Here is a 12,537-nt window from a genome sequence, read left to right on the forward strand (position 1 = left end):
TTTTATGGCGCAAAAGATCATCCGTGTAGGCGCGATCGAGATTGCCAACGACAAGCCGTTTGTCTTGTTTGGTGGCATGAACGTGCTGGAATCGCGGGACATGGCCATGCAGGTCTGCGAAGAGTACGTAAGGGTCACCGAAAAGCTCGGTATCCCTTACGTGTTCAAGGCCAGTTTCGACAAGGCCAATCGTTCGTCCGTGACCTCTTACCGTGGCCCAGGCCTGGAAGAGGGCATGCGGATTTTTGAAGAGATCAAAAAGACCTTTGGTGTACCGCTGATCACGGATGTGCACGAACCTGAGCAAGCTGCGGTAGTGGCTGAGGTTTGCGACATCATCCAATTGCCGGCGTTTTTATCGCGGCAGACCGATCTGGTCGTGGCAATGGCCAAGACCGGTGCGGTGATCAACATCAAGAAAGCCCAGTTTCTCGCCCCTCAGGAAATGAAACATATCCTGGCCAAGTGCGAAGAAGCAGGGAATGATCAATTGATTCTGTGCGAGCGTGGTTCCAGCTTCGGTTACAACAACCTGGTCGTGGACATGCTCGGCTTCGGCATCATGAAGCAGTTCGAGTATCCGGTATTCTTCGACGTGACTCATGCCTTGCAAATGCCAGGTGGTCGCTCCGATTCTGCTGGTGGTCGTCGGGCTCAGGTCCTCGATCTGGCCAAGGCCGGTCTCAGCCAGAGTCTGGCCGGGTTGTTCCTCGAAGCGCATCCGGATCCGGATAACGCAAAATGCGATGGTCCTTGCGCCTTGCGTCTGGACAAGCTCGAGCCATTCCTGGCTCAGCTCAAGGCACTGGATGAACTTGTGAAAAGTTTTCCGACGGTAGAGACCGCGTAAAACCGGTTTCTCCGGTAAAGTGCCGCTCGGTATTTCTCTGGCCCACGGGCCAGAGGCTTATCCTCGTCAGACCTGCCCGCTGCACAACGCCTGACGGCGATAATTGATTCCCTCAGCTGTGTCGCTTTCGTCAATCTTGGAGTGTTTACAACAATGGCAAAAATCGTCGACATCAAAGGTCGTGAAGTTCTCGACTCCCGTGGCAATCCCACCGTGGAAGCAGATGTGCTCCTCGATAACGGTATCATCGGCAGTGCCTGCGCGCCGTCCGGTGCTTCCACTGGCTCGCGTGAGGCGCTCGAGCTGCGTGATGGCGACAAGGGTCGTTACCTTGGCAAAGGTGTTCTCAAGGCTGTAGCTAACATCAATGGCCCGATCCGCAGCCTGTTGCTGGGCAAGGATCCGCTGGACCAGCAAGCGCTGGACCGTGCCATGATCGCCCTGGACGGGACCGAAAACAAAGCCAGCCTGGGCGCTAATGCGATCCTGGCTGTGTCGCTGGCCGCAGCCAAAGCTGCCGCTCAGGATCAGGATCTGCCGCTGTACGCGCACATCGCCAACCTCAACGGCACGCCGGGTGTGTACTCAATGCCGGTGCCGATGATGAACATCATCAACGGTGGCGAGCATGCCGATAACAACATCGATATCCAGGAGTTCATGGTGCAGCCGGTTGGCGCCAAGACCTTCTCCGAAGCGCTGCGCATGGGCACCGAAATTTTCCATCATCTGAAAGCTGTGCTCAAAGCCCGTGGCTTGAACACTGCTGTCGGCGATGAAGGCGGTTTCGCACCGAACCTGGCTTCGAACGAAGACGCCTTGGGTGCTATCGCTGAAGCGGTGGCCAACGCCGGTTACGCGCTAGGCACCGACGTGACCCTGGCGCTGGACTGCGCGGCCAGCGAATTCTACGAAGACGGCAAATACGATCTGGCTGGCGAAGGTCAGAAGTTCGACTCGGCGGGTTTCGCTGATTACCTGGCCGGTCTTGTCAGCCGTTATCCGATCATCTCCATCGAAGATGGCATGGACGAGTCCGATTGGGCTGGCTGGAAAGTTCTGACCGACAAACTGGGTGAGAAAGTGCAATTGGTTGGCGACGACCTGTTTGTGACCAACACCAAGATTCTCAAAGAAGGCATCGATAAAAAGATCGGCAACTCGATCTTGATCAAGTTCAACCAGATCGGCACCCTGACCGAAACCCTGGAAGCCATTCAGATGGCCAAGGCAGCGGGTTATACGGCTGTCATCTCGCACCGCTCCGGCGAAACCGAGGACTCGACCATTGCCGATCTGGCTGTCGGTACGGCCGCAGGTCAGATCAAAACCGGTTCTCTGAGCCGTTCTGATCGCATCGCCAAGTACAACCAACTGCTGCGTATCGAAGAGCAATTGGGCGCCAAGGCTGTATACAACGGTCGTGGTGAGTTTCGCGGCTGAGCTGGAGATGGTAAAAAGACAACGGGCGCTGTAAGAAAAGTCGGCATAGCTGACGATTCTGCCAGCGCATGAGTGATTGAGCCTGGTTTTGCCGGGCTCAATGCCCTCGCTCGATTTCCAACGTGTCGGCATCGCTGTCTTTTCCACTGAGTACCTGAATATTCAATGCGCAGTCCTAACTGGTTGTTCCTCATCTTGCTTCTGCTGCTGGCCGGCCTGCAGTATCGCCTTTGGGTGGGCAACGGAAGCCTGGCGCAAGTGGCCAGTCTGACCCAGCAAATCGCTGATCAGCATGCTGAAAACGATACGCTACTGGAACGCAACCGGGTTCTTGATGCGGAAGTGCTTGAGCTGAAAAAAGGCCTGGAGACCGTTGAAGAGCGGGCGCGTCACGAATTGGGCATGGTCAAGGACGGCGAAACCCTTTATCAGTTGGCCCAATGACATCTGTTCTACCTGCCTTCTGGGCAGTGATTCCTGCCGCGGGCGTTGGCGCTCGCATGGCGGCTGACCGGCCCAAGCAGTACCTGCAACTGGGCGGGCTCACTATTCTCGAACACAGCCTTAATTGTTTTCTCGATCACCCCCAACTCAAGGGACTGGTGATCAGCCTGGCTGTGGATGATCCCTATTGGCCGACCCTGGCATGCTCTGCTGACTCGCGGATCCAGCGCGTGGCGGGCGGGCGGGAGCGGGCAGACTCAGTGCTCAATGCGCTGTTGCATCTCCACGCGCAAGGCGCTCATGACGATGACTGGGTGCTGGTTCACGATGCGGCTCGTCCGAATCTATCGCGCGGAGACTTGGACACGCTGCTGTACGAATTGGCTGACGATCCTGTCGGTGGTCTGTTGGCCGTTCCGGCTCGCGACACACTCAAGCGCGCGGACAGTAATGGGCGCGTCACTGAAACTGTTGATCGCAGCTTGATCTGGCAGGCCTATACGCCGCAGATGTTCCGCCTCGGCGCACTGCACCGAGCCTTGGCTGACAGTCTGGTATCGGATGTCAGTATCACCGATGAAGCCTCCGCCATCGAATGGGCCGGTCAGTCTCCCAGGCTGATCGAAGGGCGTTCAGACAACATCAAGGTGACGCGCCCCGAAGACCTAGAATGGCTGCGTCAGCGTCGAGACTTCAAAGGTTGAGCCCGGCGAAGTCGCTTTAATCGCGATACTCTTTACACAGCGCCAACCCGGCTTTCAAATGCTCGACCAACTTGCGCACCTTGGGCGACAAATGCCGTTGCTGTGGATAAAGTGCCCAGACCGCCGTGTTGGGGGGTTGATGAGCGTCCAGCAGCGAAATCAACGCGCCACTGTTCAGGTGTTCAAGCACGTAGTAGTCCGGCAACTGACACAATCCGATCCCCTGCAGCGCCGCGTCGAGCACGGCCTGCCCGCTGTTGCAGCGCCAGTTGCCTTGAACCCGTTGCGAGAATTCCCGACCATTTTGTTGCAGTTGCCACGTGTCGCTACTACCGATCAAGCAGTTGTGACGGTTCAATTCCGACAGGCTGTGCGGCCGCCCATAACGCTCAAGGTAAGAGGGCGATGCGCACAGGTACATGCGCCGAGGCGCCAGGCGGGTGGCAATCAGTCTTGAGTCTTGCAGACGACCCAGGCGAACCGCCAGATCGAGGCCTTCATGCACCAAATCCAGCGTACGGTTGCTCAGCTCGATATCCACGCGCAATTGTGGATAGAGCGTCATAAAGCCGGTCACCAACGGTGCAATGAAGCGTTCTCCATACGCCACGGCGCAGGTCATGCGCAGCAGGCCTTTAGGTTCGCTGGTGAGGTCGCCTATCGCGCGCAGTGCTTCTTCGCGCCCATCTTGCAGGCGCTGACAGTGCAGAAGAAATGTCTGCCCGGCTTCGGTCAAGGCTACGCGCCGGGTGCTGCGATACAGCAGCCGGGTTTGCAGGCGCTCTTCGAGCCTGGCGATCTGTCGGCTGATGTGTGATGACGAAACGCCCAAGCGTTCTGCTGCAGCGGTGAACTGCCCGCATTCAGCCACCGCCACAAACTCATCCATCCCTTCCCAGCGATTGGCGTACATCGATTGTCCCTATACAGCAATAATGTTTTGCTTTTAGCCTGATTATTCCTTAATCAGCACTGCTTTACACTCTCAGGCTTGTTTTTACTTCGTCGGAGAAGATTGATGATCAAGTCACGTGCTGCCGTTGCCTTTGAAGCCAAGAAACCGCTCGAAATCGTTGAAGTCGATGTCGCGATGCCCAAGGCCGGTGAAGTGCTGCTGCGGGTCGTCGCTTCCGGTGTGTGTCACACCGACGCCTACACCTTGTCTGGCGCTGACCCGGAAGGCATCTTCCCTTCGATCCTCGGTCATGAAGGTGGTGCAATCGTCGAAGCAATCGGCGAAGGCGTGACCTCAGTTGCAGTCGGTGATCATGTGATCCCGCTGTACACCCCGGAATGCCGTAAATGCAAATTCTGCCTGTCTGGCAAGACCAACCTGTGCCAAGCCATTCGCGCCACCCAGGGCAAAGGTTTGATGCCGGATGGTACGTCGCGCTTCTCTTATAAAGGCCAGACGATTTTCCATTACATGGGCACCTCGACCTTCTCCGAATACACCGTATTACCGGAAATATCGGTCGCGAAAATCTCCAAAGACGCGCCGCTGGAAAAAGTCTGCCTGCTCGGTTGCGGCGTCACTACCGGGATTGGTGCGGTGCTGAACACCGCGAAAGTCAAACCAGGCGACACCGTGGCGATCTTTGGTCTGGGTGGGATCGGCTTGTCAGCGGTGATTGGCGCGGTTAAAGCCAAGGCCGGGCGCATCATCGCCATCGACATCAATCCTTCCAAGTTTGAAATCGCCAAACAGCTGGGCGCTACCGACTGCATCAACCCTAAGGATTACGATCGCCCGATTCAGGACGTGATCGTTGATCTCACCGACGGCGGTGTGGATTTCTCCTTCGAGTGCATCGGCAACGTGCAACTCATGCGTGCGGCGCTTGAGTGCTGCCACAAAGGCTGGGGTGAGTCGGTGATCATTGGCGTGGCTGGCGCCGGTCAGGAAATTTCAACCCGACCTTTCCAACTGGTTACCGGACGCGTCTGGCGCGGTTCGGCGTTTGGTGGTGTGCGGGGTCGCACTGAATTGCCGAGCTATGTCGACATGGCGCAGAAGGGCGAAATCCCGTTGGACACCTTCATCACCCACACCATGGGCCTGGAAGACATCAACAAGGCTTTCGAGCTGATGCATGAAGGCAAGAGCATCCGCACCGTCATCCATTTCTGAGGTCAGTCATGAGCCTGGAAAACCTGTCCTGCCAGAAAAGCTTCGGTGGCTGGCACAAGCGCTACAAGCATCATTCCGATGTGCTCGGCTGCGACATGGTGTTTGCCGTTTACCTGCCACCGCAAGCGGAGCAGGGCGGTAAATTGCCGGTGGTGTACTGGCTGTCTGGATTGACCTGTACCGATGAAAACTTCATGCATAAGGCAGGGGCGCAACGGATCGCGGCCGAACTAGGGTTGATTATCGTCGCCCCCGATACCAGCCCGCGCGGGCCGGATGTACCGGGTGATCCGGATGGCGCATGGGATTTTGGTCTCGGTGCCGGCTTTTATCTGAACGCCACCCAGCAACCATGGGCGAAGAACTACCGCATGCATGACTATGTGGTGAGCGAGCTGCCGGCACTGGTCGAGGCGCATTTTCCGGCCTCGGACCGGCGTGGAATCAGTGGTCACTCCATGGGCGGACACGGGGCGTTGGTATGCGCTTTGCGTAATCCGGGGCGCTATCAGTCAGTGTCAGCTTTTTCGCCGATAAGCAATCCGATGGACTGCCCGTGGGGCCAGAAGGCTTTTTCCCGTTACCTTGGGGATGAGCGTTCGCGCTGGCGCGAATGGGATGCGAGTGTGTTGATCGCCGAGGCTTCGGAAAAATTGCCGATCCTCGTCGATCAGGGTGATCGTGATGATTTCCTCGCCAATCAGCTCAAGCCTGAGGCGCTGGTGCAGGCGGCAAAATCTGCTCGGCATCCACTCACCTTGCGTATGCAGCCCGGTTACGATCACAGCTATTTCTTCATCGCTAGCTTTATCGAAGATCACTTACGTCATCATGGGGTCGCTCTAAGCGGCTAATGTTCAACAAAGTAGGTAGAATCACGCCCTGACTTTTTCGGGGCGTTTTTTTATGCGTATTGGCCACGGCTACGATGTGCACCGTTTCGCTGAAGGCGATTTCATCACCTTGGGTGGTGTGCGGATCGCGCACGGCTTCGGGCTGCTCGCCCATTCCGATGGCGACGTGCTGCTGCATGCACTCTGCGATGCCTTGCTCGGCGCGGCAGCGTTGGGGGATATCGGCAGGCACTTCCCGGACACGGACCCGCAATTCAAGGGCGCAGACAGTCGCGCCTTGTTGCGTCACGTGGTCACATTGGTCAATAACAAAGGCTGGAATGTCGGCAACATCGACGCCACCATTGTTGCCCAGGCACCGAAAATGGCCCCGCATATCGAATCGATGCGTGCGCTGATTGCCGCGGATCTTCACGTCGAGTTGGATCAAGTGAACGTAAAAGCTACCACCACTGAAAAACTTGGCTTCGTTGGCCGTGAAGAAGGCATCGCGGTTCATGCTGTCGCCTTGTTGCTCTCAGCATGACAGAACTCGAATTGCTTGGCCCGCGCGCCTACGGTGACGCCTTGGGTACTGCGGTGCTCAAAGCCACGGCTGAAGATTTCCAGGTCGATGAAGTCCTGGATATTCCGTTGTCCGGTGACGGTGAGCATCTGTGGCTGTGGGTCGAGAAGCGAGGCCTGAACACCGAAGAAGCGGCCCGCCGCCTGGCGCGTGCTGCCGGTGTGCCGTTGCGAACCGTCAGTTATGCGGGCTTGAAGGATCGTCAGGCGTTGACGCGTCAGTGGTTCAGCTTGCACTTGCCGGGCAAGGCCGACCCTGATCTGTCAGCGGCTCAGGACGATACCCTGAAAATCCTGAAGATCGGCCGTCATAAACGCAAACTGAACCGCGGCGCTCACGCGGCCAATGGCTTCACCTTGCGCCTGACCCAGTTGCAGGCGGATCACGCGGCCTTGCAGGCGCGCCTCGAATTGATCGCCAGCCACGGCATCCCCAATTATTTTGGTGCCCAGCGCTTCGGTTGGCAGGGCGGTAATCTGGGCGAAGCCCGTGAGTACGCATCGCGCCAGGCATTGCCGGAACAACGCAATGTGCGTTCGCGGCTGTTGTCGACGGCTCGCAGCTATCTGTTCAATCAGGTGTTGGCGGCGCGAGTGGCGGATGGCAGTTGGCAGCAGGCGCAAGTGGGCGATCTGCTGGCGTTCACCGATAGCCGCAGCTTTTTCCCTGCTGGCGAGGCTGAATGCAGCGATCCTCGTCTGGCTATTCTTGACCTGCACCCGACCGGGCCGCAGTGGGGCGAGGGTGATTCGCCTGCGACCGGCGTCACGGGCATGCTTGAACAAGCCATCGCTGATCGCGAACCCGCGTTGCGCGATTGGCTGATCAAAGCAGGCATGGAGCATGAACGTCGTATCCTGCGGCTGCCCATTGGTGGATTGACGTGGCATTATCCCGAGCCTGACATTCTGCAATTAGAATTCGTCCTTCCGGCCGGATGCTTCGCCACCGTATTGGTGCGTGAACTCGTCGATCTGGTGGCGGTGGGGCAGACGGACGGCTCATGCGCATTCTGATTTCTAACGATGATGGGGTTACGACGCCGGGTTTGGCTGCGCTTCATGCAGCGTTGGCGGGCTATGGGGAGTGCGTGGTCGTTGCCCCTGATCAAGACAAAAGCGGTGCAAGCAGTTCTCTGACGCTTGATCGCCCGCTTCACGCTCACACGTTGGCCAACGGCTTCATCAGCCTGAACGGTACGCCAACCGATTGCGTGCATCTTGGGCTCAATGGGCTTCTTGATCTGCAGCCGGACATGGTTGTCTCGGGCATCAATCTGGGGGCCAACCTCGGCGACGATGTGCTGTATTCCGGCACAGTGGCCGCCGCATTGGAGGGGCGATTTCTCAAGCACCCGTCGTTTGCGTTCTCATTGTCATCGCGTCTGGTAGACAACCTGCCGACGGCCGCGCACTTTGCCCGCATGCTGGTCGAAGCCCATGAACAGCTCGACCTGCCGCCGCGCACGGTGCTAAACGTCAACATCCCGAACCTTCCGCTTGAGCATATCCGCGGTATTCAACTGACCCGCCTGGGGCATCGCGCCCGCGCGGCTGCTCCGGTCAAGGTTGTCGATCCGCGTGGCAAGGTCGGCTATTGGATTGCAGCGGCAGGCGATGTTGAAGACGGCGGACCAGGGACCGATTTTCACGCGGTCATGCAAGGATTTGTGTCGATCACCCCGCTGCAGTTGGACCGAACCTATCAGGACGGTTTCAGCAGCCTCAACGGCTGGCTAGAGGGGCTCGGTTGATGTCGCGCGAGCAAGATGATCTGTTACGACGCGGGATCGGGATGACCTCCCAGCGCACCCGCGAGCGTTTGATTCAACGGTTGTACGAAGAAGGCCTGTCCAACGCTCAGGTGCTGGAAGTGATCCGGCGAACGCCACGGCATTTGTTCGTTGATGAGGCGCTGGCACACCGTGCCTACGAAGACACCGCATTACCGATTGGCCATAACCAGACCATTTCCCAGCCATACATGGTTGCGCGAATGAGCGAGCTGCTACTGGAAGCCGGCCCTCTGGACAAGGTGCTGGAGATCGGCACCGGCTCGGGTTATCAGACCGCAGTCCTGGCGCAACTAGTGGAGCGGGTTTTTTCGGTGGAGCGCATCAAGGTTTTGCAGGACCGCGCCAAGGAGCGACTGGTCGAGCTGAATCTGCGCAATGTGGTCTTTCGCTGGGGCGATGGCTGGGAAGGCTGGCCAGCTCTGGCGCCTTACAACGGCATCATAGTGACTGCAGTGGCGACCGATGTTCCGCAAGCCTTGCTTGATCAATTGGCGCCGGGTGGACGCCTGGTCATTCCGGTCGGCTCAGGCGAGGTCCAGCAATTGATGTTGATCATCCGCGAGGAGAATGGCTTTTCCCGTCATGTGCTGGGTGCAGTGCGATTCGTGCCCTTGCTCAATGGGCCACTGGCGTGAGGCTTGTTACGGCTCGTAATGAATTCTGTCCGGTCATCAAGGTCCTATAGCCGACGAGCAGGTTAACGCAGTATCTTGAATAAGTGCTGTAACGCACGGTTTTGTAACCAGTTAAGTATTAGCTGCCAGCCGTTATTACGGCACAATAGGCAACTTAAATTCAGTCACCAGTAAAGGGAGTGGCGGGTGAGTCTCACAGTCATTCGACAGTGTATGTCCATAGCAAGCTTTCAGCGCCTGGTGATTGGCATTGCCCTCGGTATATTTCTGGCCGGCTGCTCCAGCACGCCTTCTGGAGGGGTGAGGGTTGTCGATCGTAACAAGACGGCGCCCCAACGGCAGGCGGTTACGACCGGGCAGTACGTGGTGCGGCGTAGCGATACCCTGTTCTCTATTGCATTTCGTTACGGCTGGGACTGGAAAGCGCTGGCCGAACGCAATCAGATTCCTGCTCCCTATACCATCCACCCGGGGCAGACGATTCGCTTTGATGGCCGGTCAAGTTCCGCGCCGACGTCAGTCGCTTCCACATCTGATGTAGCCCCTTCCGGTTCGATCAAAACGACAGTGATCTCTCGCCCTATCGGGGTTGTGCCGGTAATCGTTTCTGCTCCTGCCGGGACTCCTGCGACAACGCCGATACAGGCTGTAGGACGTTCACCCGCGGGTTGGGCGTGGCCATCTAATGGCATTTTGATAGGTAAATTTTCTTCAAACGGTAGTTTGAATAAAGGAATTGATATCGCTGGGGATTTGGGACAGCCTGTTTTGGCTGCGTCTGATGGTTCGGTGGTGTACGCCGGGAGTGGCTTGCGGGGCTACGGCGAGTTGGTAATCATCAAACACAGCGACACCTACGTCAGTGCTTACGGACATAACCGTAGGCTGCTGGTTCGGGAGGGGCAGCAGGTCAAGGTCGGACAGACAATTGCTGAAATGGGGTCAACGGGGACTGACCGGGTGAAACTGCATTTTGAGATTCGCCGTCAAGGTAAACCTGTAGATCCTCTGGAATTCCTGCCACGTCGTTGATCGGTTACCAGCCTGTTTCCTGGCGTAGAGGGGACAGGCTCAAGCGTTGCCATGGAAGTTAGGCGCCGCTAGGGCTTGAGGTCGAACTCACCAAAGGACTATAACAATGGCTCTCAGCAAAGAAGCGCCGGAGTTTGACATCGACGATGAGGTGCTCCTTATGGAACCCGGCATCGTTCTGGACAAGGTTTCGAGCAAGGAGACTGCTGTAACTCCTGCCCGCGCCAAAGCCAAACACTCCACAACGCTCAAGCAACACAAGTACATCGACTACACCCGGGCGCTCGACGCCACTCAGTTGTATCTGAATGAAATTGGTTTCTCTCCTCTGCTTTCGCCGGAAGAAGAAGTCCACTTTGCGCGTTTGTCGCAGAGCGGTGATCCGGCAGGGCGCAAACGCATGATCGAAAGCAATCTGCGGCTGGTGGTAAAAATCGCCCGACGCTACGTCAATCGTGGACTCTCATTGCTTGACCTGATCGAAGAAGGCAACTTGGGCCTGATCCGGGCGGTCGAAAAATTCGATCCTGAACGCGGTTTCCGCTTCTCAACCTACGCGACGTGGTGGATTCGCCAGACCATCGAGCGTGCCATCATGAATCAGACCCGTACGATCAGGTTGCCCATTCATGTGGTCAAAGAGCTTAACGTTTACTTGCGTGCTGCTCGTGAACTGACCCAGAAACTTGATCACGAACCCTCTCCTGAAGAAATCGCCAACCTGCTCGAAAAGCCGGTTGGCGAGGTCAAACGCATGCTTGGGCTCAATGAACGGGTGTCCTCCGTAGACGTTTCCCTCGGTCCAGATTCTGACAAGACTTTGCTCGATACGCTGACCGATGATCGCCCTACAGACCCGTGTGAATTGCTGCAGGACGATGATCTTTCCCAGAGTATCGATCAGTGGCTTTCCGAGCTTACCGATAAGCAGCGAGAGGTGGTAATAAGGCGTTTCGGCTTGCGAGGGCACGAAAGCAGTACCTTGGAAGACGTAGGTCTGGAAATTGGTTTGACCCGCGAAAGGGTCAGGCAAATTCAGGTCGAGGGCCTCAAGCGCTTACGTGAAATTCTTGAAAAGAACGGTCTGTCGAGCGAGTCTCTGTTTCAATAGCAGTGCATGGACTCAAGTGTGTGCGACGTTGTGCGACCGATTTATAAAAACACCTCGACTGGGTCGGGGTGTTTTTATATTCGCGAGGTGGATAAGTGGCTGCGGGTGTTCCATGATTTATTAGATGATGCCTTTCATACGTTTAGCGCGACGAGCAATAGGGCGTTTTTTATGTAAGCCTTTGCTTACGCGTGGTGTAAGTGATCGTAAGTTTAAGGGGGCGATATTGTCTTTGTTTTATTATTATTTGTGTAGTTTGTTGATTTTAAATGATATTTAATTTTAATGACTGGTCGGCCAGGACTCTTTTTGAAAACTTTTAACGGTTGCTCCTGGCGGTGAAATCACTAAGATAAGAACTGTGTCCAGGGATAGACACAGGCCGTTAAGGATGACAGTCAAGGACATCGCAGGATGCGATTCATCAGGATGATGAAAGGGATTACAGGGATTAAGGACAATATGGGCGGGTCATACCGCCCTTTTTTTTGCCTGCGGAAAACTGCCGGCGCAGCAGGGCCCGTTGGGCGGACCCTGTTTAAAGACTTAAAATACAAAAGGCCCCGAAGGGGCCTTTTGTAAGAGCAATACGACTTAGCGCTCTAGATCTTTGAGCTTGTCTTTGACGCCATCCCACTCTTCAGCATCGGGCAGGCCTTCTTTCTTCTCGGTGATATTCGGCCAGATTTCCGCTAACTCTACGTTCAACTGGATAAATACCTGCATATCCTCAGGCACTTCATCTTCCGAGAAGATTGCCTGTGCCGGGCACTCAGGCTCGCAAAGCGCACAATCGATGCACTCATCCGGGTGAATCACCAGGAAATTCGGGCCTTCGTAGAAGCAGTCCACCGGACACACTTCTACGCAGTCGGTGTACTTGCACTTGATGCAGTTGTCGGTGACGACGAAGGTCATTTCTAATTATCTCCTCAGGCGGCGGTAGCTGAGCCCTTCCAGCAGGGCTGCTAAG

General features: G+C 56.4%; 14 protein-coding genes. 12 read left to right on the plus strand and 2 right to left on the minus strand.

Translation table 11 applies throughout. The features are described from left to right. The first annotated feature begins 4 nt into the window (after positions 1–4). The 4 genes from kdsA to ispD all read left to right on the plus strand — a co-directional run bounded on the left by kdsA (position 5) and on the right by ispD (position 3,441). On the plus strand, positions 5–850 hold the full coding sequence (kdsA, locus tag ACVBEG_RS05680; RefSeq protein WP_322180465.1) for a 3-deoxy-8-phosphooctulonate synthase: 846 nt from the start codon (positions 5–7) through the stop codon (positions 848–850). Between the two features lie 153 nt (positions 851–1,003). Further along, positions 1,004–2,293 carry a phosphopyruvate hydratase gene (eno, locus tag ACVBEG_RS05685; RefSeq protein ID WP_322180463.1) on the plus strand — a complete coding sequence of 430 codons (1,290 nt, stop codon included), beginning with the start codon at positions 1,004–1,006 and terminating at the stop codon, positions 2,291–2,293. Positions 2,294–2,458: 165 nt separating this feature from the next. Further along, complete coding sequence (ftsB, locus tag ACVBEG_RS05690) at positions 2,459–2,737, plus strand: cell division protein FtsB (protein WP_219061254.1); 279 nt, start codon at positions 2,459–2,461, stop codon at positions 2,735–2,737. Further along, positions 2,734–3,441 (plus strand): 2-C-methyl-D-erythritol 4-phosphate cytidylyltransferase, encoded by a 708-nt coding sequence (gene ispD, locus ACVBEG_RS05695; protein ID WP_322180460.1) that lies wholly within the window; start codon positions 2,734–2,736, stop codon positions 3,439–3,441. The genes ftsB and ispD overlap by 4 nt, the downstream gene beginning before the upstream one ends. Positions 3,442–3,457: 16 nt before the next feature. Here the strand turns inward: ispD and ACVBEG_RS05700 are convergent, their stop codons facing one another. After that, entirely contained in the window at positions 3,458–4,354 is an 897-nt protein-coding gene (locus ACVBEG_RS05700) for a LysR substrate-binding domain-containing protein (protein WP_447107434.1), read from the minus strand. 105 nt (positions 4,355–4,459) lie between these two features. Between ACVBEG_RS05700 and ACVBEG_RS05705 the strand changes: the two genes are divergently transcribed. The 8 genes from ACVBEG_RS05705 (at position 4,460) to rpoS (ending at position 11,564) form a co-directional block, all read left to right on the plus strand. Continuing rightward, positions 4,460–5,572 carry an S-(hydroxymethyl)glutathione dehydrogenase/class III alcohol dehydrogenase gene (locus tag ACVBEG_RS05705; protein ID WP_219061257.1) on the plus strand — a complete coding sequence of 371 codons (1,113 nt, stop codon included), beginning with the start codon at positions 4,460–4,462 and terminating at the stop codon, positions 5,570–5,572. 8 nt (positions 5,573–5,580) lie between these two features. Continuing rightward, positions 5,581–6,426: an S-formylglutathione hydrolase gene (gene fghA / locus ACVBEG_RS05710; protein WP_447107435.1), complete on the plus strand. Its 846-nt coding sequence runs from the start codon at positions 5,581–5,583 to the stop codon at positions 6,424–6,426. 52 nt (positions 6,427–6,478) lie between these two features. Next, positions 6,479–6,952 (plus strand): 2-C-methyl-D-erythritol 2,4-cyclodiphosphate synthase, encoded by a 474-nt coding sequence (gene ispF / locus ACVBEG_RS05715; protein WP_447107436.1) that lies wholly within the window; start codon positions 6,479–6,481, stop codon positions 6,950–6,952. Next, positions 6,949–8,007 carry a tRNA pseudouridine(13) synthase TruD gene (gene truD / locus ACVBEG_RS05720; protein ID WP_447107437.1) on the plus strand — a complete coding sequence of 353 codons (1,059 nt, stop codon included), beginning with the start codon at positions 6,949–6,951 and terminating at the stop codon, positions 8,005–8,007. The genes ispF and truD overlap by 4 nt, the downstream gene beginning before the upstream one ends. Then, a complete protein-coding gene (gene surE / locus ACVBEG_RS05725; protein ID WP_447107438.1) occupies positions 7,995–8,744 on the plus strand; it encodes a 5'/3'-nucleotidase SurE in 750 nt (249 codons plus the stop codon). The genes truD and surE overlap by 13 nt, the downstream gene beginning before the upstream one ends. Positions 8,745–8,785: 41 nt before the next feature. After that, positions 8,786–9,421: a protein-L-isoaspartate(D-aspartate) O-methyltransferase gene (locus tag ACVBEG_RS05730; protein WP_322182776.1), complete on the plus strand. Its 636-nt coding sequence runs from the start codon at positions 8,786–8,788 to the stop codon at positions 9,419–9,421. A gap of 186 nt (positions 9,422–9,607) precedes the next feature. Further along, on the plus strand, positions 9,608–10,453 hold the full coding sequence (locus ACVBEG_RS05735; RefSeq protein WP_447107439.1) for a peptidoglycan DD-metalloendopeptidase family protein: 846 nt from the start codon (positions 9,608–9,610) through the stop codon (positions 10,451–10,453). 106 nt (positions 10,454–10,559) lie between these two features. Continuing rightward, on the plus strand, positions 10,560–11,564 hold the full coding sequence (rpoS, locus tag ACVBEG_RS05740; RefSeq protein WP_219061263.1) for an RNA polymerase sigma factor RpoS: 1,005 nt from the start codon (positions 10,560–10,562) through the stop codon (positions 11,562–11,564). Between the two features lie 594 nt (positions 11,565–12,158). Here the strand turns inward: rpoS and fdxA are convergent. Next, positions 12,159–12,482, minus strand: a complete 324-nt coding sequence (fdxA, locus tag ACVBEG_RS05745) for a ferredoxin FdxA (protein ID WP_322180445.1) — start codon at positions 12,480–12,482, stop codon at positions 12,159–12,161. Between the last annotated feature and the right edge of the window lie 55 nt (positions 12,483–12,537).

It is taken from the genome of Pseudomonas sp. GG8, assembly GCF_052976945.1.

Coding starts and splice junctions, on each gene's coding strand:
- kdsA (WP_322180465.1), top strand. CDS start 5: ATGGCGCAAAAGATCATCCGTGTAGGCGCGATCGAGATTGCCAACGAC.
- eno (WP_322180463.1), top strand. CDS start 1,004: ATGGCAAAAATCGTCGACATCAAAGGTCGTGAAGTTCTCGACTCCCGT.
- ftsB (WP_219061254.1), top strand. CDS start 2,459: ATGCGCAGTCCTAACTGGTTGTTCCTCATCTTGCTTCTGCTGCTGGCC.
- ispD (WP_322180460.1), top strand. CDS start 2,734: ATGACATCTGTTCTACCTGCCTTCTGGGCAGTGATTCCTGCCGCGGGC.
- ACVBEG_RS05700 (WP_447107434.1), bottom strand. CDS start 4,354: ATGTACGCCAATCGCTGGGAAGGGATGGATGAGTTTGTGGCGGTGGCT.
- ACVBEG_RS05705 (WP_219061257.1), top strand. CDS start 4,460: ATGATCAAGTCACGTGCTGCCGTTGCCTTTGAAGCCAAGAAACCGCTC.
- fghA (WP_447107435.1), top strand. CDS start 5,581: ATGAGCCTGGAAAACCTGTCCTGCCAGAAAAGCTTCGGTGGCTGGCAC.
- ispF (WP_447107436.1), top strand. CDS start 6,479: ATGCGTATTGGCCACGGCTACGATGTGCACCGTTTCGCTGAAGGCGAT.
- truD (WP_447107437.1), top strand. CDS start 6,949: ATGACAGAACTCGAATTGCTTGGCCCGCGCGCCTACGGTGACGCCTTG.
- surE (WP_447107438.1), top strand. CDS start 7,995: ATGCGCATTCTGATTTCTAACGATGATGGGGTTACGACGCCGGGTTTG.
- ACVBEG_RS05730 (WP_322182776.1), top strand. CDS start 8,786: ATGACCTCCCAGCGCACCCGCGAGCGTTTGATTCAACGGTTGTACGAA.
- rpoS (WP_219061263.1), top strand. CDS start 10,560: ATGGCTCTCAGCAAAGAAGCGCCGGAGTTTGACATCGACGATGAGGTG.
- fdxA (WP_322180445.1), bottom strand. CDS start 12,482: ATGACCTTCGTCGTCACCGACAACTGCATCAAGTGCAAGTACACCGAC.